Genomic DNA, 26,997 nt, shown 5'->3' on the forward strand with positions numbered 1-26,997 from the left:
AAACTCGGGTGCGCTTGCCGGCAACGGAAAGCACAGCCTGTGCAGGAGGCCGGGCCCATCGGATTCATCCGGCAGCCGGTCCGGCCCCTGCACGAACAGGATCCTGGGACTAGTATTAGTTCCTGAATCTGCAATTTCACCAAACCAAAGCCCCCCAAGTAGACTTACCTGAGTTTCTGCCGCGACAAGAGCGGCAGGAGGGTATGTCATTTGAAAACGTTCTAGGAGGAACCTGTGGCAAAGGCAAAGTTCGAGCGGACTAAGCCGCACGTCAACATCGGCACCATTGGTCACGTTGACCACGGTAAGACGACGCTGACGGCCGCCATTTCCAAGGTGCTGTACGACAAGTACCCGGATCTCAACGAGAAGCGCGACTTCGCGTCGATCGACTCTGCTCCCGAAGAGCGTCAGCGTGGCATTACCATCAACATCTCCCACGTGGAGTACCAGACCGAAAAGCGCCACTACGCACACGTAGACGCCCCGGGTCACGCTGACTACATCAAGAACATGATCACCGGTGCTGCCCAGATGGACGGCGCAATCCTCGTGGTTGCTGCTACCGACGGCCCCATGGCACAGACCCGCGAGCACGTTCTGCTCGCCCGCCAGGTTGGTGTTCCCTACCTGCTGGTCGCCCTGAACAAGGCCGACATGGTTGACGATGAGGAACTGCTGGACCTCGTTGAAATGGAAGTTCGTGAGCTCCTGAGCTCGCAGGGCTTCGATGGTGACGAAGCTCCCGTGGTCCGCGTTTCCGGCCTGAAGGCCCTGGAAGGCGACCCCGAGTGGGTCAAGTCCGTTGAGGACCTGATGGCTGCTGTCGACGAGTCCGTTCCGGACCCCGTACGTGACCGCGACAAGCCGTTCCTGATGCCGATCGAAGACGTCTTCACCATCACCGGCCGTGGCACCGTTGTTACGGGCCGCGCCGAGCGTGGAACCCTCGCCATCAACTCCGAGGTCGAGATCGTTGGCATCCGCCCGGTCCAGAAGACCACGGTTACCGGTATCGAGATGTTCCACAAGCAGCTCGACGAAGCATGGGCCGGCGAGAACTGTGGCCTCCTGCTCCGCGGTCTGAAGCGCGACGATGTCGAGCGTGGCCAGGTTGTCGTCAAGCCGGGTTCCATCACCCCGCACACCGACTTCGAGGCCAACGTCTACATCCTCTCCAAGGACGAAGGCGGACGTCACAACCCGTTCTACTCCAACTACCGCCCGCAGTTCTACTTCCGTACCACGGACGTAACCGGCGTTATCACCCTGCCCGAGGGCACGGAAATGGTTATGCCTGGCGACAACACTGAGATGACCGTTGCGCTCATCCAGCCGATCGCTATGGAAGAGGGCCTCGGCTTCGCTATCCGCGAAGGCGGCCGCACCGTTGGTTCGGGACGTGTTACCAAGATCATCAAGTAATACTTGTTGAACTGAAAGAACAGCCCCGCTGCAGTAGCAGCGGGGCTGTTCTTTTTAGTTAACAGGCCACTGATACTGTTGCAGCACTGAAAGGAGATCATCATGGGATGGCTTATTTTCCTGATCATCGCAGTTGCCGTTGTAGCCAGCGTGCTCTGGACCCGCAAATATTTCCGGCATGAGATTGACCGGGCCAAGCGGATCAACAGGTCAAACAAGAACCAGTAGCAGGGACAGCCGCCACATGCCGGTAGGCCTTATTCCTACTTTTCGGTATACCTAAATTCGCGGTATCCTCGTTGTATCGACGCCCGCAACGACGAGGACTACGTGATGGCTGTTTCAACAATGACGGCGGAACCCGCCACCACCAGGCTCTGGTCGCGCCTGCTGCTGCTCGGACCCGCGTTCGTGGCCGCCATTGCGTATGTGGACCCGGGCAACGTGGCCGCGAACCTGACCGCGGGCGCCAGCTTCGGGTACCTCCTGGTGTGGGTCCTTGTGGCTGCCAACGGGATGGCCGTGCTGATCCAGTACCAGTCCGCCAAGCTCGGGCTCGCCACCGGCATGAGCCTGCCGGAAATACTCGGCCAGCGCCTTGGCACGCGCCGCCGCCGCGCCTACTGGGTTCAGGCTGAGATCGTTGCCGGAGCCACGGACATGGCCGAAGTCATCGGCGGGGCAGTGGCCCTCAACCTGCTGTTCGGCCTGCCGCTGCTGACCGGCGGAGTCATCATCGGGCTGGCGTCCATGCTCCTGCTGACGCTGCAGTCGCACCGCAGCCAAAAGTCCTTCGAATTTGCCATCCTCACCCTGTTGGGCGTGATTGCGGTCGGGTTCGTTTCGGGCCTCTTCGTCGCACCGCCGGACGCCGGGGGAGCCCTGGCCGGGCTGGTGCCCCGGTTCGAGGGAACCGATACGGTTCTGCTCGCGGCGAGCATGCTCGGTGCCACCGTCATGCCGCACGCCATCTACCTGCATTCGGCCCTGGCCCGAGACCGCCATGGCTTCTCGGAAGATCCGGCCGTCAGGACCCGCCTGATCCGAACCACCCGCGTGGACGTCGCCGGCGCTTTGCTGCTGGCCGGCGTCGTCAATATCGCCATGCTGCTGCTGGCTGCCTCCAGCCTTCGGGGCGTGGAGGGAACCGACACCATCGCCGGTGCCCACGCTGCGGTGACGTCCGCGCTCGGGCCGGTGATCGGCGTCGTCTTCGCGGTGGGCCTCCTGGCATCCGGCCTGGCATCCACATCGGTGGGATGCTACGCGGGTGCCACCATCATGGGCGGCCTGCTGAAGGTGCGGATTCCGTTGCTGGCCCGCCGGACTGTCACCTTGATTCCCGCGCTGGCGGTTCTCGGCGCCGGCATCGAACCCACACTGGCTTTGGTGCTCAGCCAGGTTCTCCTGAGTTTCGGCATTCCGTTCGCCCTGATTCCATTGATCCGGCTCACCGGCAGCCGCAAGGTGATGGGGGTCCACGCCGACTCGAAGCCGCTTCGGATCGCCGGATGGACCAGTGCCACCCTGATCGTCGGCCTGAACTGCGTCCTGATTTTCCTCACGGTGGTGGGACAGGGTTAGCAGCGGGGACCCGGGGCCGGCGCGCCCCGCCGTGCACTACGCCCGGCGGTGGCTCCGCGCCCTGGACAACGCCTGGTACCAGTAGAAGGACCGCTTGGGACTCCGCTCCTGCGTCTCGAAGTCCACGTGCACCAGTCCAAAGCGCTGCGAGTAGCCTGCTGCCCACTCGAAGTTGTCCATCAGCGTCCAGACGTAGTAGCCCCGGAGGTCAACGCCCTCGGCCTTGCCGCCGGGAGCGGTGGCATCCAGTGCCGCTCCCAGATGCGCGGCCAGGTACTCCACCCGGTCGGTGTCCTCAAGTGTTCCGGCAACACGGTCGGGTTCAGGGAAGCTGGCACCGCCCTCGGTAATGTAAACCGGCGGGAGGGCCTCCCCGTACCGGTCCCGCATTTCCTGCAGCAGGATTCCCAAATGGTCCGGCGCCACCGGCCAGCCAAATCCGGTGCTGCCAAACTCCGCGTAGCCCACCTCATGGAAGGGCAGCTTGGCCACTTCCTTGTGCATATCCGCAGGCATCGGCGTGATGCCCGGGCCCAGGGCCACCTTGACCGGGAAATAGTAGTTGAGCCCGTAGAAGTCCAACGGCTGGTGGATGGTGCGGAGGTCGGCATCGGAGATTTTTCCGAGGGAACGCAGCCAGGGCTTCGCGTACAAGGGCAAGGTGGGGTACCGGCCCAGCAGGACGGGGTCGGCGTAGATCCTGTTGGCCAGCAGGTCGTACAGATGGGCCACCAGTCGGTCGCCGATCTTCCGGCTGGCGGGCCGGACGGGCGAGTGCAGGTTGGTCAGGCCGATGCCCCCCAAAACTCCGGCCGCCCGCAGCGCCTGCACACCGAGCCCGTGAGCCAGGAGTTGGTGGTGGATGGACGGAAGGGCGTTGAACATCAGCCGGCGCCCGGGCGCATGGACGCCCAGGGCATATCCGTTCAAGGTGACCGAAACGGGTTCGTTAAGGGTGACCCACTGCGCCACCCGGTCACCGAACCGTTCGCCGGCGGCCCTGGCATACTCGCCAAACCGCTCTGCCGTCTCCCGGTTCAGCCAGCCGCCACGGTGTTCCAGGGGCAACGGGGTGTCCCAGTGGTAAAGCGTTGCCATGGGGGAGATGCCGGCTTCGAGGAGCTGGTCGATCAGCCGGTCGTAGAAGTCCAGGCCCTCCGCATTGAAGCCGCCCCGACCGTCGGGCTGGATACGCGGCCAGGAGAGCGAGAACCGGTAGGAGTCGACGCCCAGCTCCTTGAGCAATGCCACGTCCTCCGGGAACCTGTTGTAGTGATCGCAAGCCACAGCGGGGGAGTGACCGTCCTGGATGGCGCCAGGTTTCTCCGCAAAGGCGTCCCAGCCAGATGGTCCACGGCCACCGGCCTTGAGCGCGCCTTCGATCTGGAACGCCGCCGCCGCGACGCCAAGAGTGAACGACGGCGGCACGCGTCCGGCCAGTTCCGTCACCGATTCAGTGCCTTCGAGGGTCATGCCCCTATCATCCAGCGCGTTCCTGTCCCCGGCAATGGGCTGCAATGGCCCTTGACCAGGCCGGACCGGGAGCCGATTCGCATCTGCCACGGATTTCCGGCATACTAGATGAGTTGTTCAAGCGCTTCTTCGCGTCCCGATCCGGATAATGCCGGGTGCAGGGTCCAAGCTGAAGACCAAACATAACCCACCCCAATGGAATTGCGGATTTGTATGCGTGTTCAGCGCGACACGCCCGACCGCGGGGGTCGGTTGCGCCGGCAGGTTGAGGAACCCGGAGTCATCCGGATTCAGCTTGTGCGGCGGATGGTGGTTACGACCTCAAATGCTTCGGCAGCCATACAACGAGTAAGTGAACAGGGCAGCCCTAAACCGGGGAAGCACAGACTGAAAGAGAGTCAGGCGACATGGCGGGACAAAAAATCCGCATCCGGCTGAAGTCATACGACCACGAGGTCATTGACGTTTCAGCACGGAAGATCGTTGAGACGGTCACGCGCGCAGGCGCAACGGTAGTCGGCCCCGTGCCGCTGCCGACGGAGAAGAACGTGTACTGCGTGATCCGCTCTCCGCACAAGTACAAGGACAGCCGCGAGCACTTTGAAATGCGCACGCACAAGCGTCTTATCGACATCATCGATCCCACGCCGAAGGCTGTTGACTCGCTCATGCGTCTCGACCTGCCGGCTGACGTGAACATCGAAATCAAGCTGTAGGGAGGTGCTGAGAAACTATGACCGCAACCCGTAACGTAAAGGGCCTGCTGGGCACGAAGCTCGGCATGACCCAGGTCTGGGACGAGAACAACAAGCTCATCCCCGTCACTGTGGTCCAGGCAGACTCGAACGTCATCACCCAGCTGCGCAATGCAGAAGCTGATGGCTACGTCGCCGTTCAGATCGGCTACGGCCAGATCGATCCCCGCAAGGTCACCAAGCCGCTGGCTGGTCACTTTGAAAAGGCAGGCGTCACGCCTCGCCGCCACGTCGTCGAACTCCGTACCGCAGATGCTGCCGAGTACGAGCTGGGCCAGGAGCTCTCCGTAGAGGTCTTCGAAGCCGGCCAGAAGATCGACGTCATCGGCACCACCAAGGGTAAGGGCTTCGCCGGTGTTATGAAGCGTCACGGCTTCCACGGTGTTGGAGCTTCCCACGGTGCCCACAAGAACCACCGTAAGCCCGGTTCAATCGGTGGCGCATCCACCCCGAGCCGCGTCTTCAAGGGCATGAAAATGGCCGGCCGCATGGGCGCCGTTCGTCACACCACGCTGAACCTCACGGTCCACGCGGTTGACGTCGAGAAGTCGCTGCTCCTTATCAAGGGTGCCGTTCCCGGCGCCCGCGGCCAGGTCGTCCTCGTACGCACCGCCGTGAAGGGAGCCTAATCCAATGGCTAACACTGTCCAGGTTGACCTGCCTGCAGAGATCTTCGACGTTCAGACCAACGTGCCGCTGCTGCACCAGGTTGTCGTTGCCCAGCTCGCTGCTGCCCGCCAGGGAACCCACAAGACCAAGACCCGCGCTGAAGTTTCCGGTGCAGGACGCAAGCCGTTCAAGCAGAAGGGCACCGGCCGCGCCCGTCAGGGTTCAATCCGTGCTCCGCACATGACCGGCGGTGGCATTGTCCACGGTCCCACCCCGCGTGACTACAGCCAGCGCACCCCCAAGAAGATGATTGCTGCTGCACTGCGCGGCGCACTGTCTGACCGGGCACGCAACGGTCGTATCCACGTTGTCGCAGAACTGGTTGAAGGCACCAAGCCCTCCGCCAAGACCGCACTGGCAACGCTCCGCGGTGTTTCCGACCGCAAGAACCTGCTGGTCGTCATCGAGCGCGATAACGATGTTGCCGCACTGTCCGTGCGCAACCTCGCCGGCGTTCACGTTCTGTACGTAGACCAGCTGAACACCTACGACGTTCTCGTCTCTGATGACGTTGTCTTCACCAAGGCTGCCTACGACGCATTCGTTGCCGCTAAGGCAGCTAAGAACGAGGAGGATGCCAAGTGAGTGCAGCCACCATCAAGGATCCCCGCGACGTCGTGCTTGCACCCGTCGTGTCGGAAAAGAGCTACGGCCTGATCGACGAGGGCAAGTACACCTTCCTGGTGGACCCCCGTTCGAATAAGACCGAGATCAAGCTGGCCGTGGAGAAGATCTTCTCCGTCAAGGTCGAATCGATCAACACCATCAACCGTGCCGGTAAGCGCAAGCGCACCAAATTCGGATGGGGTACCCGCAAGAACACCAAGCGTGCGATTGTCACCCTCAAAGAAGGCACCATCGACATCTTCGGCGGTCCGCTCGCGTAGCGGAGACCACTTTAACGAGGAAATAAATTATGGGAATCCGTAAGTACAAGCCGACTACCCCGGGCCGTCGTGGCTCGAGCGTAGCGGACTTCATCGAAATTACGCGGTCGACGCCGGAAAAGTCGTTGGTACGTCCGCTGCCCAAAAAGGGCGGCCGTAACAACACCGGTAAGATCACCACCCGTCACAAGGGTGGTGGACACAAGCGCCAGTACCGTCTGATCGACTTCCGTCGCCACGACAAGGACGGCGTCAACGCCCGCGTTGCCGAAATCGAGTACGATCCGAACCGCACGGCTCGCATCGCCCTCCTGCACTACGTTGATGGCACCAAGCGTTACATCATCGCTCCCAACAAGCTCTCCCAGGGTGACGTTGTAGAGGCAGGTGCCGGTGCTGACATCAAGCCCGGTAACAACCTCCCGCTGCTCAACATCCCGGTGGGTACCGTCATCCACGCAGTGGAGCTGCGTCCCGGCGGCGGCGCCAAGATGGGCCGCTCCGCCGGCGCATCGATCCAGCTTGTTGCCAAGGAAGGCCGCTTCGCCCAGCTGCGCCTGCCTTCCGGCGAAATCCGCAACGTTGACGTGCGCTGCCGCGCAACCGTCGGCGAGGTGGGCAACGCCGAGCAGTCGAACATCAACTGGGGCAAGGCCGGCCGTATGCGGTGGAAGGGCGTTCGCCCGACCGTCCGTGGTGTTGCCATGAACCCGGTTGACCACCCGCACGGTGGTGGCGAGGGTAAGACGTCCGGTGGACGTAACCCCGTCAACCCGAACGGTAAGCGGGAAGGCCGCACCCGCCGCCCCAACAAAGAGAGCGACAAGCTTATTGTGCGTCGCCGTCGTACTGGCAAGAACAAGCGATAGGAGCCTGGACACATGCCACGCAGCCTGAAAAAAGGTCCTTTCGTTGACCAGCACCTCTTTGTGAAGGTAGCCAGGGAAAACGAAAAGGGCACCAAGAACGTCATCAAGACCTGGTCCCGCCGTTCGATGATCATCCCCGACATGCTCGGGCACACGATCGCCGTGCACGACGGACGCAAGCACATCCCGGTGTTTGTCACTGAGTCGATGGTCGGGCACAAGCTCGGCGAATTCGCTCCCACGCGGACATTCCGCGGCCATGTCAAGGACGACCGTAAGGGCAAGCGCCGCTAGGCGCCTGCGTTTACGTCAAAGACGAGAGAAGGAAAGCAATGGAAGCCAAGGCAATTGCGCGCCACATCCGCGTAACGCCTATGAAGGCCCGGCGCGTCGTCAACCTTGTTCGTGGATTGCAAGCGAATGAGGCTCTGGCAATTCTGAAGTTTGCCCCCCAGGCAGCTTCGGAGCCGGTATTCAAGGTAGTTCAGTCGGCAATCTCCAACGCCCGGGTCCTCGCGGACCGCGACGGCGTGGCGTTTGACGAAGGCGACCTCATCATCAGCGAAGCGTTTGTTGATGAAGGCCCGACCATGAAGCGGTTCCAGCCGCGTGCCCAGGGTCGTGCATTTCAGATCAAGAAGCGCACCAGCCACATCACCGTGGTAGTCGCTACCCCGGAGAAAGAGGAGGCTCGCTAAGTGGGACAGAAAGTAAACCCGCACGGGTTCCGACTCGGCATCACCACCGATCACGTATCGCACTGGTTCGCTGACAGCACCAAGGCCGGCCAGCGGTATAAGGACTTCGTTCGCGAAGACATCCGCATCCGCCAGCTCATGTCCACGGGCATGGAGCGTGCCGGTATCGCCAAGGTCGAAATCGAGCGCACCCGTGACCGTGTCCGCGTGGACATCCACACGGCCCGTCCCGGCATCGTCATCGGCCGCCGTGGAGCAGAAGCAGACCGCATCCGCGGCGAGCTCGAAAAGCTCACCGGCAAGCAGGTCCAGCTGAACATCCTCGAGGTCAAGAACCCCGAGATGGAAGCCCAGCTTGTGGCCCAGGGCGTTGCAGAGCAGCTGACTTCCCGCGTGGCGTTCCGCCGTGCGATGAAGAAGGCCATGCAGTCCGCACAGCGTGCAGGTGCCAAGGGCATCCGTATCGCCTGCTCGGGCCGCCTGGGTGGCGCTGAAATGTCCCGCTCGGAGTTCTACCGCGAAGGCCGTGTGCCCCTGCACACCCTCCGCGCGAACATCGACTACGGCTTCTACGAAGCCAAGACCACCTTCGGCCGCATCGGTGTGAAGGTTTGGATCTACAAGGGTGACGTCACCGCCAAGGAACTGGCCGCACAGGCTGCTGCCGCACCGTCCCGCGGTAACCGTGGCGACCGTCCCGGCCGCCCGGGTGGCGCTGACCGTGGTGACCGGCGTCGTCGCAACGACCGCCCGGCCGCTGACGCAGCTCCTGCTGCCGAGGCACCGGCAGCTGAAGCAGCACCTGCTGCTGTAGAAGGAGGACAGGCTTAAATGCTTATCCCACGTCGAGTCAAGCACCGTAAGCAGCACCACCCGGGTCGTTCCGGCGCTGCCACGGGCGGCACCGAGGTCTCGTTCGGTGAGTGGGGTATCCAGGCACTGAGCCCGGCATACGTCACCAACCGTCAGATCGAGTCCGCTCGTATCGCGATGACCCGCCACATCAAGCGTGGCGGTAAGGTCTGGATCAACATCTACCCGGACCGTCCCCTGACCAAGAAGCCGGCCGAAACCCGCATGGGTTCCGGTAAGGGTTCACCGGAATGGTGGGTCGCCAACGTAAAGCCGGGCCGGGTTCTCTTCGAACTCTCCGGTGTCAATGAAGAGGTAGCTCGCGAGGCCCTGCGCCTGGCAATCCACAAGCTGCCGTTGAAGGCACGCATTGTGCGTCGCGAAGGTGGTGAGTAGAAATGGCAGTAGGATCCAAGGATCTGGCTCCCGCACAGCTGGACGGTTTCGACAACGAGCGTCTCGTTGAAGAACTCCGCAAGGCCAAGGAAGAGCTGTTCAACCTGCGTTTCCAGTCCGCCACCGGACAGCTGGAGAACCACGGTCGCCTGCGCGCGGTAAAGAAGGACATCGCCCGCATCTACACCGTTCTCCGCGAACGCGAGCTGGGCATTCGTGCCGAGGTTGCCGCACCGGTTGTGGAAGCCAAGGAAGAAAAGAAGTCCAAGAAGGCTTCAACCAAGAAGGCCGACAAGGCTGAAAAGGCTGAGACCGAGGAGGACGCCAAGTGAGTGAAAAGGACCAGAACGTGACCGAAACTGCTACCGCAGCCAAGGCTGGGCAGCGCGGTTACCGCAAGACCCGTCGCGGCTACGTGGTCTCCGACAAGATGGAAAAGACCATTGTTGTCGAGGTTGAAGACCGCGTGAAGCACGCACTGTACGGCAAGGTCATCCGCCGCACCTCCAAGGTCAAGGCGCACGACGAAGAGAACACCGCCGGCATTGGCGACCTCGTAGTCATCGCCGAGACCCGTCCGCTGTCCGCCACCAAGAACTGGCGGCTCGTGGAAATCCTCGAGAAGGCCAAGTAGCACCTGCTGCTTAGCTGTTGCCCCTGCTCCCTTCCGGGAGCGGGGGCTTCCTCGTTTAACCGGCAGTGTGGTTGCCCCCCCACGTCACGCCAGGCCGGCTTTGGAGCCAGCGGCCGACCGCGGGGCGCGGGTTGGCGGGGGAGTGGCACCCCGGTGCGCCGAAAGACTGCCGTCCGTGACGCCGTCGTGCACCCCACACAAACGCCCGCTCATTTCTGACGCCTTTTCCTTGGACGCCCGCTCATGTCTGGCGAGGGTTCCCCCGACGCCCGCTCACTTTCCTGCCATAACTCTTAAAAAGCGGAATTGATGTGAGCGGGCGTTGGGTTGGGGGCTGCCAAATGTGAGCGGGCGTTGGGTTGTGGGATGCCAAATGTGAGCGGGCGGACGACGGCGGGGCCCGGGCTGGCGGGGGAGTGGCACCCAGGGCGCGCTGAAAGACTGCCGTGCGTTGCGCCGTCGTCCGTCTTGCCGGACTGGTGCTTCCGTTTTGCAGGGCAGGGGACGGTGGTGATATGGGGACTGGCGGAAAACGTGCTAGGATATTGAGTTTGTATGGCGCCTTTCGCGCGCCATCATCAACCTCGTAAACAAGCGTGCCACAGCATAGTGCCCCTGTGCGCCCGGGATCCGTCCCGGACCGGATGGGAGCAACTGCTTCTGGCACGGGCGTTTAGGCCTGGTCTGGCAAAATCCAGGCAGGTCAAGAGACACCCCGATCAACCGTTCCGCAAGGCTCATTCCGTAGCAAGACCACGGCCTGAGAACCGGCGCGACGCAAGGAGTAAATAGTGATTCAGCAGGAGTCGCGACTGAAGGTCGCCGACAACACGGGTGCTAAGGAAATCCTTACCATTCGCGTTCTCGGTGGATCCGGCCGTCGCTACGCAGGCATTGGTGACGTCATTGTCGCCACCGTCAAGGATGCAATCCCGGGCGGCAACGTAAAGAAGGGCGATGTGGTTAAGGCCGTCATCGTCCGTACCAAGAAGGAACGCCGCCGTGCGGATGGTTCCTACATCAAGTTTGACGAGAACGCAGCTGTGATCCTGAAGAACGACGGTGACCCCCGCGGTACCCGTATCTTCGGACCGGTTGGTCGTGAACTGCGTGACAAGAAGTTCATGAAGATCGTTTCTCTGGCTCCGGAGGTGCTCTAGTCCATGGCTGCAAAGATCAAGAAGGGTGACCTGGTTCAGGTCATCACTGGCGCCAAGGCGGAGCGCGGCGGCGACCGCGGCAAGCAGGGCAAGGTTCTGCGCGTATTCACCGACACCAACCGCGTGCTGGTTGAGGGTATCAACCGCGTCACCAAGCACACCCGTGTTGGACAGTCGCAGCGCGGCACCAAGACCGGCGGCATCGAGGTCGTAGAGGCCCCGATCCACATTTCCAACGTGGCCCTGGTTGACCCGTCGACCAAGAAGCCGACCCGCGTGGGCTTCCGCCTCGACACCGTGGAGAAGAACGGCGTCAAGAAGACCGTTCGCATCCGCGTGTCCAAGAGCTCCGGGAAGGACATCTAATGACTGAGACTCTCGAGACTCCGGCAACGAAGATCGTTCCTCGTCTGAAGACCAAGTACGCCGACACCATCAAGGGCCAGCTCCAGGATGAGTTCAAGTACGCCAACGTGAACCAGGTTCCCCGTCTGGTCAAGGTTGTTGTGAACATGGGTGTTGGAGATGCCGCCAAGGACTCCAAGCTGATCGACGGCGCCGTCCGCGACCTCACCCAGATCACCGGTCAGAAGCCGCAGGTTACCAAGGCCCGCAAGTCGATCGCACAGTTCAAGCTGCGCGAAGGCATGCCCATCGGTGCACACGCAACCCTGCGTGGCGACCGTATGTGGGAATTCGTGGACCGCCTGGTCACCCTTGCACTGCCCCGTATCCGCGACTTCCGCGGCCTCAGCGGCAAGCAGTTCGATGGCAACGGCAACTACACCTTCGGTCTGACCGAGCAGGTTATGTTCCACGAAATCGACCAGGACAAGATCGACCGCGTCCGCGGTATGGACATCACGGTCGTCACCACCGCCAAGACCGACGACGAAGGCCGCGCGCTGCTCAAGGCGCTTGGTTTCCCGTTCAAAACCGAAGCTTAATTAACTACGTAAAAGGTCCGGCCGCTCCGCTCCGTCAAGGACGGAACGGCGGAAACCGTTACGAGGAAGGGCATGAGCCCACATGACAATGACAGATCCTGTCGCAGATATGCTTACGCGCCTGCGTAACGCAAACTCGGCATACCACGACTCCGTGTCTATGCCTTACAGCAAGCTCAAGGCACGCGTTGCCGACATCCTCAAGGCCGAAGGTTTCATCGCCGGCTGGAAGGAAGTGGACGCTGAGGTTGGCAAGAAGCTGACCCTCGAACTCAAGTTCGGTCCGAACCGCGAGCGTTCCATCGCCGGTGTACGCCGTATCTCCAAGCCGGGTCTCCGCGTTTACGCGAAGTCCACCAACCTGCCTCACGTGCTCGGTGGCCTGGGTATCGCAATCCTGTCCACCTCTTCCGGCCTCCTGACTGACAAGCAGGCCGGCAAGAAGGGCGTGGGCGGCGAAGTCCTCGCGTACGTCTGGTAACGGGAAAGGAAGAGAATAATGTCACGTATTGGACGTCTCCCCATCACCGTTCCTGCCGGCGTTGAGGTCAAGGTTGACGGCTCTGTCGTCAGCGTCAAGGGTTCCAAGGGCGAGCTGAGCCACACTGTGGCCAGCCCGATCGAGGTTGCCCTGGACGAGAACACCCTGACCGTCAGCCGCCCGAACGACGAGCGCGCCTCCCGTTCACTCCACGGCCTGACCCGCACCCTGATCGCCAACATGATCCAGGGCGTCACCGCAGGCTACGAGAAGAAGCTTGAAATCGTTGGTACCGGTTACCGCGTTCAGGCCAAGGGATCTGACCTTGAGTTCGCTCTCGGCTTCAGCCACCCGGTCAGCGTTGCAGCTCCGGCCGGCATCACCTTTGCAGTAGAGGGACCGACCAAGCTCTCTGTCTCAGGTATCAATAAGCAGCAGGTCGGCGAAGTTGCTGCCAACATTCGTAAGCTGCGGAAGCCTGACCCGTACAAGGGCAAGGGTATCCGTTACGCCGGCGAAGTCATCCGCCGCAAGGTCGGAAAGGCTGGTAAGTAACCATGGCCATCTCCATTAACAAGAAGCGTACGAACAAGAGCAAGGCTGCTGCCCGCAGCCGCCGCCAGCTTCGTATCCGCAAGCGCATTTCCGGTACGGCTGTCCGCCCCCGCCTGGTGGTCAACCGCTCCGCACGCCACGTATTTGTCCAGGTTGTCGATGACAGCATTGGCCAGACCGTAGCAAGCGCATCCACCCTGGAAGCCGACCTTCGTGCATTCGACGGTGACAAGACCGCCAAGGCCAAGCGCGTTGGCGAGCTCGTTGCCGAACGTGCCAAGGCTGCCGGCGTCGAGGCTGTCGTGTTCGACCGTGGTGGCAACAAGTACCACGGCCGCATTGCCGCCGTCGCCGACGGTGCACGCGAAGGTGGGCTGTCACTGTGACCGAAGCAAACAACGAAAAGGACACTGTGTCTGCAGATCAGAAGGCCCCCGAGGCCGCCGCTGCTGAGACCACTGCCCCCGCTGCCGACGACCGCCGTGGTGGCGCCCGTCGCGGCGAGCGTGGCGACCGCGGCCAGGGCCGTGGCGACCGCGGTGGCCGTGGCGGCCGCGACGGTGGCCGTGAAGCCGAAAAGAACCAGTTCGTAGAGCGCGTTGTCACCATCAACCGCGTTTCCAAGGTCGTCAAGGGTGGTCGTCGCTTCAGCTTCACCGCACTGGTCGTCGTTGGTGACGGTAACGGCATGGTCGGCGTGGGCTACGGCAAGGCCAAGGAAGTTCCCGCTGCTATCGCCAAGGGCGTTGAAGAGGCCAAGAAGTCCTTCTTCCGCGTTCCCCGCGTTGGCAACACCATCCCGCACCGCGTTCAGGGTGAAGCCGCTGCCGGCGTCGTAATGCTGCGTCCGGCTTCCGCCGGTACCGGTGTTATCGCCGGTGGTCCGGTCCGTGCAGTACTGGAGTGCGTGGGCATCCACGACATCCTCTCCAAGTCGCTCGGTTCCTCCAACGCCATCAACATCGTTCACGCGACCGTTGATGCACTGAAGCGCCTCGAAGAGCCGGCAGCAGTGGCAGCACGCCGCGGCCTGCCGCTGGACGAGATCGCTCCGGCTGCACTGGTGAAGGCTCTCCTGGCTCCGAAGGCAGGTGTTTAGTCATGGCTAAGAACCTGGTCCCCTCCGACGCTCAGTTGGAGATCACTCAGATCAAGTCCGCCATTGGCGGCAAGCAGAACCAGCGCGACACCCTGCGGTCCCTCGGCCTGAAGCGGATCGGACACACCGTTGTCCGCACCGCCGATGCCGTGACCGTTGGCATGCTCAACACGGTTCCGCACCTGGTAAAGGTAGAGGAGGCGAAGTAAATGGCAGAGAACACTGCTGATAAGGCACAGGCTGCTGAGAAGCAGAACGCCCTGAAGGTTCACCACCTGCGTCCCGCTCCGGGTGCCAAGACCGCCAAGACCCGTGTTGGTCGTGGTGAGGCATCCAAGGGTAAGACCGCCGGTCGCGGTACCAAGGGTACTGCTGCCCGCTACCAGGTGAAGGCTGGCTTTGCCGGCGGCCAGCTGCCGCTGCACATGCGCCTGCCGAAGCTGCGTGGCTTCAAGAACCCGTTCCGGGTTGAGTTCCAGGTTGTAAACCTGGACAAGCTCAGCGAGCTGTTCCCGGAAGGTGGCGCAGTCACCGTGGAGAACCTGGTCGAAAAGGGTGCCGTTCGCAAGAACCAGCCCGTCAAGGTGCTGGGCACCGGCGACATCACCGTCAAGGTTGACGTCACCGCCCACGCATTCTCGGCCAGTGCCGCTGAAAAGATTGCTGCAGCAGGCGGAAGCACCACCGCCCTCTAAGGGACGGCGCCAGCTGTTGAAACTCCCGGTATCCATGGGCTTCGGCCCCGGATACCGGGAGTTTTCCATATCCACCGGGCGTATTTTTCCCGCCTTCCGGCGCATCGGCGCCGGCTCGGATTGTTCGCACGGCACATTGAACCGTTAGACTCGGTTGTCGGGATTTATCAAGTTCCGCCACCCCACTCTTATTGACACCACAGGAGGACGCTTGCTTAGCGCATTTGGCCGGGCCTTTCGCACGCCTGATCTGCGACGCAAGTTGTTGTTCACGCTGGGAATCATCACCATATTCCGCTTGGGTGCTTTCATTCCCTCGCCCGGTGTGAACTACCAGAATGTCCAGCAATGCTTGCAGAACGGTCAGACCGCCGGCGGGCTGTACCAGCTCGTTAACCTCTTCAGCGGCGGTGCGCTGCTCCAGGTGTCCATCTTCGCCCTGGGCATCATGCCCTACATCACGGCGAGCATCATCGTCCAGCTGCTCCGGGTGGTCATTCCCCGGTTCCAGCAGCTCTACGAAGAGGGCGCGTCGGGCCAGTCCAAGCTGACCCAGTACACCCGCTACCTCACCATCGCGCTGGGCCTGCTCAACGCCACCACCCTGGTATCGCTGGCCCGCTCCGGGCAGTTGCTTCCCGGCTGCCAGCTCCCGATCATCCCGGATACCAGCATCATCACCACCATCCTGATCATCATCACGCTGACGGCCGGCACCGGCCTGATCATGTGGATGGGCGAGCTCGTCACGGAGAAGGGCGTGGGCAACGGCATGTCGCTGCTCATCTTCACCTCCATCGCCGCGCAGTTCCCCACCTCGCTGGGTGCCATCTGGACCTCGCAGGGCCCCGGGACGTTCTTCATTGTCCTGGCCGTAGGCCTGCTCACCGTGGCGCTGGTTGTCTTCGTGGAGCAGTCGCAGCGGCGCGTTCCCGTCCAGTACGCCAAGCGGATGATCGGCCGGCGCACCGTGGGCGGCACCAGCACCTACATTCCCATCAAGGTGAACATGGCCGGTGTCATTCCGGTGATCTTCGCTTCCTCCATGCTCTACCTTCCCGGGCTGATCGCTCAGTTCAACCAGCCCCGGAACGGCGAGCCAATGCAACCGTGGGTTGAGTGGATCAACAACAACCTCACCCGCGGTGACCACCCGATCTACATGGCGGTTTACTTCGTCCTGATCGTGTTCTTTACCTACTTCTACGTCGCGATTACCTTCAACCCTGAAGAAGTCTCAGACAACATGAAGAAGTACGGCGGCTTCATTCCAGGTATCCGCGCCGGCAGGCCGACCGCTGATTACCTGCAGTACGTGCTCTCGCGGATCACCCTGCCCGGCGCCCTCTACCTGGGCTTCGTGGCACTGATCCCGCTGGTGGCACTGGTACTGATCAACGCGAACCAGAACTTCCCGTTCGGTGGCACCTCGATCCTGATCATGGTGGGCGTTGGTTTGGAGACCGTAAAGCAGATTGATGCGCAGCTACAACAACGTCACTACGAAGGGCTTTTGCGATGACGAGAATGCTGATTATTGGACCTCCCGGTTCCGGAAAAGGAACGCAGGCAGAGCGGATTTCAGAACGCCTCGGCGTTGTGGCCATCTCTACCGGCGACATCTTCCGTGCCAACGTGAAGGGTGAAACTCCGCTGGGCCTCGAGGCCAAGAAGTACATGGACAACGGGGACTTTGTTCCGGACAGCGTGACCAACAAGATGGTCCGCGACCGCCTGGGCGAGTCCGACGTCGAAAACGGCTTCCTGCTGGACGGCTACCCGCGCACCACCGCGCAGGTGGATTACCTTGACGAGATCCTCGCCGATGGCGACGAGAAGCTCGACGTGGTCCTGCAGCTGACCGCCGATGACGAGGAACTGGTGCACCGGCTGCTCGGCCGGGCCAAGGAAACGGGCCGGAGCGACGACAACGAAGCCGTCATCCGCCACCGCCTGGACCTCTACCACGAGCAGACCGAAGCCGTGGTGGCGAAGTACGCCGAGCGCGGCATCCTCACCCAGGTTGACGGAATCGGTCCCATCGACGAAGTTACCAACCGCGTGATGCAGGCCATCAAGGCCGCACAGGCAGCCTGACCAAGGCGCCCGGTTTATTGAGGCTCCTCCCGGCATCCGGGAGGAGCCTCAGCCATTTGAAAGGAAACACCATGGCCTTCGGCCAGCCCCGGATCGAATTCAAGAACAACGCCCAGATGCGCACCATGCACGAGGCCGGCCTGGTCCTCAGCCGTGCACTGGATGCAGCCGTTGCCGCCGCGGTGCCGGGGGTTACCACCAAGCACCTGGACGACGTCTTTGCCGCCGTCCTCAACGAGGCGGGCGCCAAGTCCAACTTCCTGGGCTACCACGGCTTCCCGGCCACCATCTGCACGTCCGTCAACGAGGAAGTGGTGCACGGCATCCCCGGCAGCCGCGTCCTGCAGGACGGCGACATCATCTCCATCGACGGCGGCGCGATCGTCAACGGCTGGCACTCGGACTCCGCGCGCACGGTGATCGTGGGAACCGCGGACCCCGAGGACCAGCGGCTCTCCGACGTCACCCGGGCAGCCATGTGGCGGGGGATCGCGGCGCTGGCCACCGGCACCCATGTGGGGGACATTGGCGCCGCCATCGACGACTACGTCTCATCCGTTCCGGGCAAGCCGTTGGGCATCCTGGAGGACTACGTGGGCCACGGCATCGGTTCCGAGATGCACATGGCCCCGGATGTCCTGAACTACCGCACCAACCACCGCGGTCCAAAGATCAAGCCGGGCCTGTGCCTGGCCATTGAGCCCATGCTGGTGCGGGGCAGCATTGACACCGCAGTCCTGGACGACGACTGGACCGTGGTCACCACTGACGGCAAGCGGTCCTGCCAGTGGGAGCACTCCGTGGCCGTGCATGAAAAGGGCATCTGGGTGCTGTCAGCGCCCGACGGCGGCGCGGAGCACCTGGTGCCCCTCGGCGTCACCCCGGTGCCGATCCCGTAGTTTGGGGCCCGGCAGCCCAACCAGGTAGCGCCAGGTGTCGTTTTGATCCGTCAAAACGACACCTGGCGCTACTCAGTTGGGGCAGGTGTCAGGACTTCAGCTTCGGCTTCACGTCGCGGTCGTAGATGCTCTGCAGCGTGTTCTTCAGGTCCGTCATGGTGGACTTAACGTCGCCCTGCTGGGTGAGGATCTTCGCGGCAGCCTTTGCCATTTCCTGATCGGCGCCGGGCAGGAACACCCGGGCGTTGTCCTGGACCTTTGTTACTGAGAGCTGGTCCATGGCGGTCTTGATCTGCGGCGTCTTGGCCAGGACGGCCGCCATGTCCGCCGACTTGCGGGTGGGCATGTAGCCGGTGGCTGCAGAGAACTCAGCCGTGCTGGCCGGCTGAGTGACGAAGTCCAGGAACTTTCCGGCCGCGAGCTGCTCCTCTTTGGTGATGCCGCTGGGAATCCCCAGGCCCGCGCCGCCTGTGGGGCACACGTTTGACTGCGCCTTGGGCCCACCCGGCAGGAAACCAACGCCCACATTGAACTTGGCGGACTTCAGGATGCCCAGCAGCGAACCGGTGGAGGAGATGGTGGTGGACGTCAGGCCGGCAGAGAAGTCATCAGCGGCTTCCTTGGACGAGACGCCGGCCCACTTGTCCTTGTAGATCGAATCCTGCGCCCACTGCAGCGCGGCCACGGACTCGGTGGAGTTGCACGTGATGTCCCATTCCTTGGACCAGCCGCCGCCCCAGCCCCACAGCATGTTCTGCAGTGTCCAGCCCGCGTACCCGGCGAGGGCGGGATAGATGTAGGCGTACTGCGCGCCCGAACTGGCCTTCAGTTTGGGAGCCCACTGGCTGAATTCGTCCCAGGTCTTCGGTGCCCGGTCCGGAAGGCCCGCCGCCGCGAAATGGTCCTTGTTGTAGTAGAACAGCGGCGTTGACCGGCCGTACGGCAGCGCCCACTGCTTGTTGTCGTACTTGTAGTCATTCACCAGCGACTGCTGGAAGTCGTCCATCCTCATGTCCAGCTGCTTGATCAGGCCGTCAACGGGAATGATGCTGCCGTTGGTGTAGTAGCGGAACCACCAGACGTCGGACAGGACCACCACACCCGGCAGGCCCGACTTTGCCGCCTGGGCGGTCTGGAACTTCTGCGCGATTTCCTCGTAGTTGGCCCCGGCGGTCACCAGGTTGACCGTGATGTCCGGGTTCTTGGCGTGGAATTTCTCGATCAGGCTCTTTTCCACGTCCTGCGACTGGCCAGGGTGGCTGGACCAGAAGTCGATCTTGGCCGCCGGCTTCACGTCCTTGAAGTCGATCTCGGCCGCCTGGGAGGTAGCCTGGCCGCCGCCGGTTGTGGAAGGTCCGCCGCATGCGGCAAGGGCAGCGGCAGAGGCGGATACCCCTGCCAGGCCCAGGAAATGCCTCCGGTCCAGGTGCAGTGTCATGACAGTTCCTTTCGGTTGGTGCCTTTGTAAGGGTTGGAAAGTACGACGGCGGCCGGCAGCTTAGCCGGTCACGCTGCCCTGGGTGAGGCCCGCAACGATGTAGCGCTGCAGGGCCGCGAAGATGATCAGGATGGGGACGATGACCAGGACTGCCCCCGCCATCAGGACACCCCAGCCGGCAGCGTTGCTTTCGTTGTTCTGCAGCAGGGTGAGCCCGACGGGCAGGGTCATGGTTTCCGGGCGGTCGGTGATGATGAGCGGCCAGATGTAGTCGTTCCATTCGGTCACGATGGTCACCAGCGCCACCGTGGCGATGGACGGGACCGAAACGGGAACCACGATCTGCCACAAACGGCGCCAGTGGCCGGCCCCGTCCATTTCCGCCGATTCCAGGATGGAAGCCGGGAGGGTGCGGAAGTGCTGGCGCAGCAGGAACGTGCCGAACGCGGTGCCAAGGCCGGGAAGGATGATGCCCCACAGCGTGTTCTTTCCACCGATGCCCGCGATCAGGATGAAGTTGGGCAGGATGGACACCTGCGGCGGCACCATGAGGGCCACGAGGATCAGCAGGAAAATGAAGTTCCGGAACGGGAAACGGACAAACACCAAAGCGTAGGCCGTCAGGATGGCCAGCAGCACCTTGATGGTGGCCCCGGCCAGCGTGACGATGGTGCTGTTCAGGAAGAACTGCCCAAACGGCACCGTGGTCATGGCGGTCCGGTAGTTCTCCAGGTTCAGGCTTTCGGGAAGGATCTTCAGGTCCGTGGTGACGATCTCGCCGGACTGCTTGAAGGAACTCAGGACCATCCACAGCAGGGGCAGGAACACCACCAGGGTGGCCACGAGCAGCGGCAGGTAGCCGCCCACCACCGTCCGGATCAGGTTGCGGCGCGAGAAGGGGCGGTCGCGGTGAAGACCGGGTTCCGGTGCGACGGCGGGAGCTGTGGGGTCGGGACTGACCGGGGACAGGGAGGTCACGAGTAATGCACCTTTCGTTCCACGAACCGCAACTGAAGCACGGTGATCACCAGGAGGATGGCGAACAGGACCACGGAAATGGCTGCCGAGTAGCCTGCCCTGTTGTAGGCGCCGAAGGCCTGCAGGTAGGCCTCGTAGATCAGGGTGCTGGTGCCGGTGCCCAGGGGTGTCATGATCCGGATGAGGTCGAAGGCCTGCAGTGAACTGAGCATGGTGGTGATCAGGAGGAAGAACGTGGTGGGGGACAGCAGCGGCAGCGAGATGCTGGTGAAACGGCGGAAGCCGTTGGCGCCGTCAAGGGAGGCCGCCTCCATGACATCCTGCGGAAGGGACTGGAGTCCGGCGAGATACACCACGGCGCAGTAGCCCAGGTTCTTCCAGACGTACACCAGGATCACCATGACCAGCGAGAGCTGGGGGTCGTTGATCCACTGCGGGCTCTGCTGCCCGATGCCGCGCAGCAGCCAGGCCAGGACGCCGTAGCCGGGGTCGAAGATGAACAGCCACACCAGGCCCACACCGACGCCGGAGAGGACATACGGGGCAAAGACGGCCGACCGGGCGAACGTGGTGCCACGGATCTTCGCGTTCAGGGCCAGCGCCACCAGCAGGCCCAGCACCATGGAACCACCCACCGTAACCAGCGTGAACACGGCGGTGGTTCCCAGGACTTTCGGCGCGTCATTGCTGCTGAAGAAGGTGACGTAGTTGGCGAAGCCAACCACCGTTGCGGTGGGGGAGCCCAGGGTCCAGTCCAGCGTGGAGTAATACATATTGCTGAACAGCGGACGGTAGGTGAAAACGGCGATCAGCACCAGATTGGGCAACGCCATGGCGAGGAAAACGAAGAAATCCCGGCGGGTCCGCGCGGTCCACCGCCGCTTTGGGACTTTCGCCGAGCGGCCCGGAGGCCTCTTGGGTTTGGCGGCTGGGTGCGGGGCGAGTTGACGGGTCATGCGTGTCTCTCCCGGGTTGGGAGCCTGCTTGTGGCCGGCCCTGGCTTGATCTAGGCACTACTACACCAGACCGTCAGAGGGCTGAAACCCGCATATGCCCTTGTCAGGGGACTGTTATCCAAGGCTTCGTCGCCCGTTAACGCTGTGTTGAATGCAGTCTCGCACAAAGTTTCCCAATGCGGCAGGGGCACGCCCGCGGAGGGGAGAATAGGGGGATGGGAAGCATCACCGACGTTCCGGGCATCCGGGTAGGCCACGTCCAAAGGGACAGCGGAGGCTGGCTGACCGGGGTCACCGTGGTCCTGCCGCCCCCGGGCACGGTGGGTTCGGTGGATGTCCAGGGCGGCGGGCCTGCCACCCACGAAACGGACGCCCTTGACCCCACCACCCTGGTCAGCACCGTGGACGCCGTGGTGCTCACCGGCGGCAGCGCCTACGGGCTGGCGTCTGCTTCCGGCGCCCAGCGCTGGTGCGAGGAAAACGGCAGGGGTTTCGCCGTTCCCGGCGGCGTCGTGCCCATCGTTCCCGCCGCGGCCATCTTCGACCTGGGCAGGGGAGGGGACTTCACAGCACGTCCGACGCCGGAGATGGGCTACGCGGCAACGGCCGCCGCGGCGGCACAAAAGGAAGGGCACGACGTCGGGCGCGGCAACGTCGGCGCCGGCACTGGGGCACTCCTTGGCAGGACCTATAAAGGCGGCGTCGGCACGGCTTCGATTAGGCTCGAGAACGGGGTGGTCGTCGGAGCCCTGGCCATCGTCAACGCCCTGGGGCTGCCGACAGTAGAGCACTCTCTGCTCAGGGAGTCAGCAGCTGGACCGCCGCTCAACACCACCCTTGTCGTCGTCGCCACCAATGCTGTTCTTGATGTTGCCGAGTGCAAGCGGACTGCCTCGGCTTCCCACGCCGGGATCGCCCGCGCGCTGAACCCCTCCCACACCCTTGCCGATGGCGACACTGTTTTTTGCCTGGCAACCGGTGCTGTGGCACTTGATCGCTCGGACGAAGCTGCCCGGCAGCTCAGCCTGATTACGCTGCAGAGTGCGGCAGCCGACGTCGTCCGTTCAGCCATCCTGGACGGGGTGGCCAGTGCTGAGGGCATCAGCACGCCAGCGGGTGAATATGGTGCGTACCGCACCGCGTAGGCTACTATGGCCGATTTAACTTTTACCGGCCAAGAGGGTAGTGTTGTTTGTTGGTTGTCTGGACTGCCACGCCCTTTTGGGCCTGGAGCCGGCAATCGATCCAACAAAAACGTTCGTGGCCATGCCCGGTGCAATCCGGCGGGGCTGCGGCAACAACAGTTAGCGGAGGGTATGGCCAAGAAGGACGGGGTCATTGAGATCGAAGGCGTTGTGACCGAGGCGCTGCCTAACGCGATGTTTCGCGTTGAGCTCACCAACAAGCACATCGTTCTGGCACACATCTCTGGAAAGATGCGTCAGCACTACATCCGGATCCTCCCCGAGGACCGCGTAGTGGTGGAGCTGAGCCCGTACGACCTCACCCGTGGTCGTATCGTCTACCGCTACAAGTAAATTGCTGGGCGGCTTCAGCGCACGCTGACCGCTGCTCCAGTTGACCAAACTGCTACGCAAAGGAACGCCATGAAGGTCAAGCCGAGCGTCAAGCAGATCTGCGAAAAGTGCAAAGTGATCCGCCGTAATGGCCGGGTCATGGTGATCTGCGAGAACCCGCGCCACAAGCAGCGCCAGGGCTAATTTCCTTCCCTGAAGGAAATCCTGGGTTGCTAACCCACGCAAGTAAATAAAGGCAGCACAAGCTGACCTGGGACGTATGGAGCCCGGGCAGCTAACCCCCGGTCGGAGGCTGGGGCCGCACGGAACGTGCGGGTGTACTGCCTACGACCTCCGGTTTATCAAGGAGTACTGCCACTATGGCTCGTCTCGCTGGCGTAGACATTCCCCGCGAAAAGCGGCTGGAAATTGCGCTTACTTACATCTACGGCGTGGGCAAGACCCGTGCACACGAAACCCTGGCTGCCACGGGCATCAGCGCTGACGTTCGCGTCAAGGACCTGACTGACGCCCAGTTGGTTGAGCTGCGTGACTACATTGAAGGCAACTACAAGGTTGAGGGTGACCTTCGCCGCGAAGTAGCAGCAGATATCCGCCGCAAGGTTGAAATCGGCAGCTACGAAGGCCTGCGCCACCGCAAGGGCCTGCCCGTACGCGGTCAGCGTACGAAGACCAACGCACGTACCCGCAAGGGCCCGAAGCGTACCGTCGCCGGCAAGAAGAAGGCCCGTTAAAATCCCCGCCCGGGATTTACGGACTTTCCCCAATAACTTTCTGTAGGAGAAAAAATGCCCCCGAAGACTCGTGGCGCGGTTCGCAAGCCGCGTAAGAAGGACAAGAAGAATATCGCGCTTGGCCAGGCGCACATCAAGAGCACCTTTAACAACACCATCGTTTCCATCACGGATCCGTCCGGCGCTGTTATTTCCTGGGCTTCCTCCGGTGAGGTTGGCTTCAAGGGCTCGCGCAAGTCCACCCCGTTCGCTGCGCAGATGGCTGCCGAAGCCGCTGCCAAGCGTGCGCAGGAGCACGGCATGCGCAAGGTAGACGTTTTCGTCAAGGGACCGGGTTCCGGACGCGAAACCGCAATCCGTTCGCTGCAGGCCGCAGGCCTCGAGGTTGGCTCCATCCAGGACGTCACCCCCGCAGCGCACAACGGCTGCCGCCCGCCGAAGCGCCGCCGCGTCTAATTCTTTTCCGCAGCAGGAGCTTGCCCGGACCAGTGATGGTCCGGGCAAGCCCAGCGCGTTAAGTCTTCAGACCGAATTTCCACCACCTGTGTTGCGTCATATAGCGGATGCTCGCCGAAAGGAAACCTAAGTGCTCATTGCACAGCGCCCCACCCTCTCCGAAGAGGTAGTCTCCGAAAACCGTTCGCGTTTCATCATCGAACCGCTGGAACCGGGCTTCGGCTACACCCTCGGAAACTCCCTCCGCCGTACCCTGCTCTCCTCCATCCCCGGTGCTGCCGTAACCAGCATCCGGATCGATGGTGTGCTGCACGAGTTCACCACGGTTCCGGGTGTCAAGGAAGATGTCACCGAGATCATCCTTAACATCAAGAGCCTGTCGGTTTCCTCCGAGCACGACGAGCCTGTCGTGGCTTACCTGCGCAAGCAGGGCCCCGGAGTCGTCACCGCCGCGGACATCGCTCCGCCGGCCGGCGTCGAATTCCACAACCCGGATCTGCACATCGCCACGCTGAACTCGAAGGGGAAGTTCGAACTCGAACTGACTATCGAGCGCGGCCGCGGCTACGTTTCGGCAGCTCAGAACAAGTCCGGCGATGCAGAGATCGGCCGTATCCCGGTCGACTCCATCTACTCGCCGGTGCTGAAGGTTACTTTCCGCGTGGAAGCAACCCGTGTTGAGCAGCGCACCGACTTCGACAAGCTGATTGTCGACGTCGAGACCAAGCAGGCCATCGCCCCGCGCGATGCTGTTGCTTCCGCAGGCACCACCCTGGTGGAACTGTTCGGTCTGGCCCGTGAGCTGAACACCGCAGCTGAAGGTATTGAGATCGGCCCGTCGCCCACCGACGCTGCCCTGGCAGCCGACATGGCACTGCCGATCGAGGATCTGGACCTCACCGTCCGTTCCTACAACTGCCTCAAGCGTGAGGGCATCCACACCGTGGGTGAACTCGTTGCCCGCTCCGAGGCTGACCTGATGGACATCCGCAACTTCGGTGCAAAGTCCATTGACGAGGTCAAGGCAAAGCTGGTTGAACTGGGCCTGTCCCTCAAGGACTCGCCTCCCGGTTTTGACCTCGCAGCACGCGCCGCAGCAATCGAAGAGGACGACGCCGCCTTCGGCGACGACGAACTCTAAACCAGACCTTGGCCGGCGGGCAGCACCATGGTGTGCCGCCCACGGCTTCCACATGAGGAGAAACAATTATGCCTACCCCCACTAAGGGTCCGCGCCTCGGCGGCGGCCCGGCTCACGAGCGCCTCATGCTCGCGAACCTGGCAGCATCCCTGTTCGAGCACAAGCGGATCACCACCACGGTTACCAAGGCCAAGCGCCTGAAGCCGTACGCAGAGCGCCTGGTCACCTTCGCCAAGCGTGGCGACCTCGCTTCCCGCCGCCGCGTTCTCGGCCTGATCAGCAACAAGGGCATCGTCCACGAGCTGTTCACCGACATCGCCCAGGCTGTGGAGAACCGCGATGGCGGCTACACCCGCATCACCAAGATCGGCAACCGCAAGGGCGACAACGCTCCCATGGCTGTCATCGAGCTGGTCCTCGAGCCCGTTTCCGCCAAGCAGGCCGTCGTAGCCGAGGCTACCTCTGCTGCCAAGCGCGATGCGGACAAGAAGGAAGCCGCTGCTGCTCCCGTTGCTGAAGAAGCTCCCGAGACTGAAGCTGCTGAGGCTCCGGCCGAAGAGGCTCCCGCCGCTGAAGAAGCTGCAACCGAAGAGGCTCCGGCCGCTGAGGAAGCTGCCGAAGCTCCGGCTGCCGAGGAGAAGGACGCGAAGTAATTCGCTGATTCTCTTCGCATAGACTTAGGTCTGTGAACCACCAAAAACCCGCGGCCCCCGTTCCAGGGGGCGGCGGGTTTTTGCGTATCCGGATTGATCTTTCCTACGACGGCGGCCCGTTCAGCGGGTGGGCGCTGCAGCCGGGACTGCGCACCGTCCAGGGCGTCCTGGAGGAAGCCCTGCACCTCCTGGTCCGGCGGCCCATCCGCGTGACTGTCGCCGGGCGAACCGATGCCGGGGTGCACGCCCGCGGCCAGGTGGTCCACCTGGACCTCACCGAAGACGAGTGGCAGGGACTGCCGCGCGGGCACGAACTGGATCCCGCCGTCGCCATGATGCGCAGGCTCCGCGGTGCGCTCAGCCGCGTCCTGGGCGACCTGACCGGCGCGGTGGAGGTGCACCGGATCTCGCCGGCGCCCGTGGGCTTTGACGCCCGCTTCTCCGCCCTCTGGCGCCGCTACAGCTACCGCATTGCGGACGGGCCGGCCCTGTGGGACCCGCTGGAGCGGTACTTCACGTTGTGGCACAAGAACCCGCTGGACGTGGCGCTCCTGAACGAGGGGGCATCCAAGCTGCTGGGCCTGCAGAATTTCCTGTCCTTCTGCAAGCCGCGGGAAGGTGCAACCACCATCCGGGAACTGCAGCGCTTCGAGTTCCGGCGCGGCGAGGACGGCGTCATTGTGGCCACGGTCCAGGCTGATGCGTTCTGCCACAACATGGTGCGGGCGCTCATTGGTTCCGCGCTGTACGTGGGTGAAGGCGTTGAGGAGCCGGGCTGGCTGTATGAGCGGCTGCTGCTGCAAAAGCGCGACGCCAAGTCGGTACTGGCCGCCCCGCATCCGTTGGTGCTGGAGGAAGTGGCTTACCCCTCGGACAGTGAACTCCTGGCCCGCGCCGAACAAACCCGCGCCCTCCGCGAGCACTGACC

Annotated in this window: 38 protein-coding genes; 34 read left to right on the forward strand and 4 right to left on the reverse strand. The window is 62.7% G+C overall.

Annotated elements, in window-relative coordinates:
* The first annotated feature begins 234 nt into the window (after window positions 1-234).
* The 3 genes from tuf (at window position 235) to ASG86_RS11745 (ending at window position 3,009) form a co-directional block, all read left to right on the forward strand.
* On the forward strand, window positions 235-1,425 hold the full coding sequence (tuf, locus tag ASG86_RS11740; protein WP_056334246.1) for an elongation factor Tu: 1,191 nt from the start codon (window positions 235-237) through the stop codon (window positions 1,423-1,425).
* Between the two features lie 102 nt (window positions 1,426-1,527).
* Complete coding sequence (locus ASG86_RS21110) at window positions 1,528-1,653, forward strand: hypothetical protein (protein WP_268760595.1); 126 nt, start codon at window positions 1,528-1,530, stop codon at window positions 1,651-1,653.
* Between the two features lie 105 nt (window positions 1,654-1,758).
* Window positions 1,759-3,009, forward strand: coding sequence for an Nramp family divalent metal transporter (locus tag ASG86_RS11745; RefSeq protein ID WP_056334247.1), 1,251 nt, complete (start codon window positions 1,759-1,761; stop codon window positions 3,007-3,009).
* 36 nt (window positions 3,010-3,045) lie between these two features.
* Here ASG86_RS11745 and ASG86_RS11750 read toward each other — a convergent pair whose 3' ends face one another.
* Window positions 3,046-4,482, reverse strand: coding sequence for a GH1 family beta-glucosidase (locus ASG86_RS11750; protein WP_056334250.1), 1,437 nt, complete (start codon window positions 4,480-4,482; stop codon window positions 3,046-3,048).
* A 407-nt stretch (window positions 4,483-4,889) separates the two neighbouring features.
* Between ASG86_RS11750 and rpsJ the strand changes: the two genes are divergently transcribed.
* The 23 genes from rpsJ (at window position 4,890) to map (ending at window position 18,175) form a co-directional block, all read left to right on the forward strand.
* Complete coding sequence (gene rpsJ / locus ASG86_RS11755) at window positions 4,890-5,198, forward strand: 30S ribosomal protein S10 (RefSeq protein WP_003803825.1); 309 nt, start codon at window positions 4,890-4,892, stop codon at window positions 5,196-5,198.
* Between the two features lie 17 nt (window positions 5,199-5,215).
* Window positions 5,216-5,866, forward strand: a complete 651-nt coding sequence (gene rplC / locus ASG86_RS11760) for a 50S ribosomal protein L3 (RefSeq protein ID WP_013601833.1) — start codon at window positions 5,216-5,218, stop codon at window positions 5,864-5,866.
* A gap of 4 nt (window positions 5,867-5,870) precedes the next feature.
* Window positions 5,871-6,491, forward strand: a complete 621-nt coding sequence (rplD, locus tag ASG86_RS11765; RefSeq protein ID WP_018769134.1) for a 50S ribosomal protein L4 — start codon at window positions 5,871-5,873, stop codon at window positions 6,489-6,491.
* Window positions 6,488-6,793, forward strand: a complete 306-nt coding sequence (rplW, locus tag ASG86_RS11770) for a 50S ribosomal protein L23 (RefSeq protein ID WP_011692807.1) — start codon at window positions 6,488-6,490, stop codon at window positions 6,791-6,793. Before rplD ends, rplW begins: the two co-directional genes overlap by 4 nt.
* 29 nt (window positions 6,794-6,822) lie before the next feature.
* Window positions 6,823-7,662 (forward strand): 50S ribosomal protein L2, encoded by an 840-nt coding sequence (gene rplB, locus ASG86_RS11775; protein ID WP_026264302.1) that lies wholly within the window; start codon window positions 6,823-6,825, stop codon window positions 7,660-7,662.
* Window positions 7,663-7,674: 12 nt separating this feature from the next.
* Complete coding sequence (rpsS, locus tag ASG86_RS11780; protein ID WP_003803803.1) at window positions 7,675-7,956, forward strand: 30S ribosomal protein S19; 282 nt, start codon at window positions 7,675-7,677, stop codon at window positions 7,954-7,956.
* Window positions 7,957-7,994: 38 nt separating this feature from the next.
* Window positions 7,995-8,360, forward strand: a complete 366-nt coding sequence (gene rplV, locus ASG86_RS11785) for a 50S ribosomal protein L22 (protein WP_009358304.1) — start codon at window positions 7,995-7,997, stop codon at window positions 8,358-8,360.
* Complete coding sequence (gene rpsC, locus ASG86_RS11790; protein ID WP_056334253.1) at window positions 8,361-9,191, forward strand: 30S ribosomal protein S3; 831 nt, start codon at window positions 8,361-8,363, stop codon at window positions 9,189-9,191.
* Complete coding sequence (gene rplP / locus ASG86_RS11795) at window positions 9,192-9,608, forward strand: 50S ribosomal protein L16 (protein ID WP_015937848.1); 417 nt, start codon at window positions 9,192-9,194, stop codon at window positions 9,606-9,608.
* A 2-nt stretch (window positions 9,609-9,610) separates the two neighbouring features.
* Window positions 9,611-9,940: a 50S ribosomal protein L29 gene (gene rpmC, locus ASG86_RS21130; RefSeq protein WP_018769136.1), complete on the forward strand. Its 330-nt coding sequence runs from the start codon at window positions 9,611-9,613 to the stop codon at window positions 9,938-9,940.
* Window positions 9,937-10,242 carry a 30S ribosomal protein S17 gene (gene rpsQ / locus ASG86_RS11805; RefSeq protein WP_018769137.1) on the forward strand — a complete coding sequence of 102 codons (306 nt, stop codon included), beginning with the start codon at window positions 9,937-9,939 and terminating at the stop codon, window positions 10,240-10,242. Before rpmC ends, rpsQ begins: the two co-directional genes overlap by 4 nt.
* A 791-nt stretch (window positions 10,243-11,033) precedes the next feature.
* Window positions 11,034-11,402, forward strand: coding sequence for a 50S ribosomal protein L14 (rplN, locus tag ASG86_RS11810; protein WP_003803789.1), 369 nt, complete (start codon window positions 11,034-11,036; stop codon window positions 11,400-11,402).
* 3 nt (window positions 11,403-11,405) lie between these two features.
* Window positions 11,406-11,768, forward strand: a complete 363-nt coding sequence (gene rplX / locus ASG86_RS11815) for a 50S ribosomal protein L24 (protein ID WP_015937845.1) — start codon at window positions 11,406-11,408, stop codon at window positions 11,766-11,768.
* Complete coding sequence (gene rplE / locus ASG86_RS11820; RefSeq protein ID WP_056334257.1) at window positions 11,768-12,349, forward strand: 50S ribosomal protein L5; 582 nt, start codon at window positions 11,768-11,770, stop codon at window positions 12,347-12,349. The genes rplX and rplE overlap by 1 nt, the downstream gene beginning before the upstream one ends.
* An 82-nt stretch (window positions 12,350-12,431) precedes the next feature.
* A complete protein-coding gene (rpsH, locus tag ASG86_RS11825) occupies window positions 12,432-12,830 on the forward strand; it encodes a 30S ribosomal protein S8 (protein WP_056334260.1) in 399 nt (132 codons plus the stop codon).
* 18 nt (window positions 12,831-12,848) lie between these two features.
* Window positions 12,849-13,385: a 50S ribosomal protein L6 gene (gene rplF / locus ASG86_RS11830; protein WP_056334264.1), complete on the forward strand. Its 537-nt coding sequence runs from the start codon at window positions 12,849-12,851 to the stop codon at window positions 13,383-13,385.
* 2 nt (window positions 13,386-13,387) lie between these two features.
* A complete protein-coding gene (rplR, locus tag ASG86_RS11835; RefSeq protein ID WP_056334267.1) occupies window positions 13,388-13,771 on the forward strand; it encodes a 50S ribosomal protein L18 in 384 nt (127 codons plus the stop codon).
* A complete protein-coding gene (rpsE, locus tag ASG86_RS11840) occupies window positions 13,768-14,484 on the forward strand; it encodes a 30S ribosomal protein S5 (protein ID WP_056334270.1) in 717 nt (238 codons plus the stop codon). Before rplR ends, rpsE begins: the two co-directional genes overlap by 4 nt.
* A gap of 2 nt (window positions 14,485-14,486) precedes the next feature.
* Complete coding sequence (gene rpmD, locus ASG86_RS11845; RefSeq protein WP_009358731.1) at window positions 14,487-14,693, forward strand: 50S ribosomal protein L30; 207 nt, start codon at window positions 14,487-14,489, stop codon at window positions 14,691-14,693.
* Entirely contained in the window at window positions 14,694-15,179 is a 486-nt protein-coding gene (gene rplO, locus ASG86_RS11850; protein WP_056334273.1) for a 50S ribosomal protein L15, read from the forward strand. It abuts the gene before it with no gap.
* Between the two features lie 211 nt (window positions 15,180-15,390).
* Window positions 15,391-16,701, forward strand: coding sequence for a preprotein translocase subunit SecY (gene secY / locus ASG86_RS11855; protein ID WP_056334276.1), 1,311 nt, complete (start codon window positions 15,391-15,393; stop codon window positions 16,699-16,701).
* Window positions 16,702-16,706: 5 nt separating this feature from the next.
* A complete protein-coding gene (locus ASG86_RS11860) occupies window positions 16,707-17,276 on the forward strand; it encodes an adenylate kinase (RefSeq protein ID WP_200830555.1) in 570 nt (189 codons plus the stop codon).
* Window positions 17,277-17,347: 71 nt separating this feature from the next.
* Window positions 17,348-18,175 carry a type I methionyl aminopeptidase gene (gene map / locus ASG86_RS11865; RefSeq protein ID WP_056334283.1) on the forward strand — a complete coding sequence of 276 codons (828 nt, stop codon included), beginning with the start codon at window positions 17,348-17,350 and terminating at the stop codon, window positions 18,173-18,175.
* A gap of 88 nt (window positions 18,176-18,263) precedes the next feature.
* Here the strand turns inward: map and ASG86_RS11870 are convergent, their stop codons facing one another.
* From ASG86_RS11870 to ASG86_RS11880, 3 genes are read right to left on the reverse strand one after another with little or no spacing between them, the layout of a single operon-like run.
* Window positions 18,264-19,613: an ABC transporter substrate-binding protein gene (locus ASG86_RS11870; protein ID WP_056334287.1), complete on the reverse strand. Its 1,350-nt coding sequence runs from the start codon at window positions 19,611-19,613 to the stop codon at window positions 18,264-18,266.
* A 60-nt stretch (window positions 19,614-19,673) separates the two neighbouring features.
* Entirely contained in the window at window positions 19,674-20,591 is a 918-nt protein-coding gene (locus tag ASG86_RS11875) for a carbohydrate ABC transporter permease (RefSeq protein WP_056334289.1), read from the reverse strand.
* Window positions 20,588-21,547, reverse strand: a complete 960-nt coding sequence (locus tag ASG86_RS11880; protein WP_200831424.1) for a carbohydrate ABC transporter permease — start codon at window positions 21,545-21,547, stop codon at window positions 20,588-20,590. Before ASG86_RS11880 ends, ASG86_RS11875 begins: the two co-directional genes overlap by 4 nt.
* A gap of 215 nt (window positions 21,548-21,762) precedes the next feature.
* Between ASG86_RS11880 and ASG86_RS11885 the strand changes: the two genes are divergently transcribed.
* The 8 genes from ASG86_RS11885 to ASG86_RS11920 all read left to right on the forward strand — a co-directional run bounded on the left by ASG86_RS11885 (window position 21,763) and on the right by ASG86_RS11920 (window position 26,995).
* Window positions 21,763-22,692 carry a P1 family peptidase gene (locus tag ASG86_RS11885; RefSeq protein ID WP_056334297.1) on the forward strand — a complete coding sequence of 310 codons (930 nt, stop codon included), beginning with the start codon at window positions 21,763-21,765 and terminating at the stop codon, window positions 22,690-22,692.
* 171 nt (window positions 22,693-22,863) lie between these two features.
* Complete coding sequence (gene infA / locus ASG86_RS11890) at window positions 22,864-23,085, forward strand: translation initiation factor IF-1 (RefSeq protein ID WP_009358723.1); 222 nt, start codon at window positions 22,864-22,866, stop codon at window positions 23,083-23,085.
* A 69-nt stretch (window positions 23,086-23,154) separates the two neighbouring features.
* Window positions 23,155-23,268 (forward strand): 50S ribosomal protein L36, encoded by a 114-nt coding sequence (rpmJ, locus tag ASG86_RS11895; RefSeq protein ID WP_009358722.1) that lies wholly within the window; start codon window positions 23,155-23,157, stop codon window positions 23,266-23,268.
* 176 nt (window positions 23,269-23,444) lie between these two features.
* Window positions 23,445-23,819 (forward strand): 30S ribosomal protein S13, encoded by a 375-nt coding sequence (rpsM, locus tag ASG86_RS11900; protein WP_003803743.1) that lies wholly within the window; start codon window positions 23,445-23,447, stop codon window positions 23,817-23,819.
* 54 nt (window positions 23,820-23,873) lie between these two features.
* A complete protein-coding gene (gene rpsK, locus ASG86_RS11905) occupies window positions 23,874-24,275 on the forward strand; it encodes a 30S ribosomal protein S11 (protein WP_018760435.1) in 402 nt (133 codons plus the stop codon).
* Window positions 24,276-24,405: 130 nt separating this feature from the next.
* On the forward strand, window positions 24,406-25,416 hold the full coding sequence (locus ASG86_RS11910; protein ID WP_013601812.1) for a DNA-directed RNA polymerase subunit alpha: 1,011 nt from the start codon (window positions 24,406-24,408) through the stop codon (window positions 25,414-25,416).
* Window positions 25,417-25,484: 68 nt separating this feature from the next.
* Entirely contained in the window at window positions 25,485-26,069 is a 585-nt protein-coding gene (gene rplQ / locus ASG86_RS11915) for a 50S ribosomal protein L17 (RefSeq protein WP_056334298.1), read from the forward strand.
* A gap of 32 nt (window positions 26,070-26,101) precedes the next feature.
* On the forward strand, window positions 26,102-26,995 hold the full coding sequence (locus ASG86_RS11920) for a tRNA pseudouridine synthase A (protein ID WP_056334301.1): 894 nt from the start codon (window positions 26,102-26,104) through the stop codon (window positions 26,993-26,995).
* Window positions 26,996-26,997 lie beyond the last annotated feature (2 nt).

The sequence above is a fragment of the Arthrobacter sp. Soil764 genome (assembly GCF_001428075.1).
Classification (GTDB): domain Bacteria; phylum Actinomycetota; class Actinomycetes; order Actinomycetales; family Micrococcaceae; genus Arthrobacter.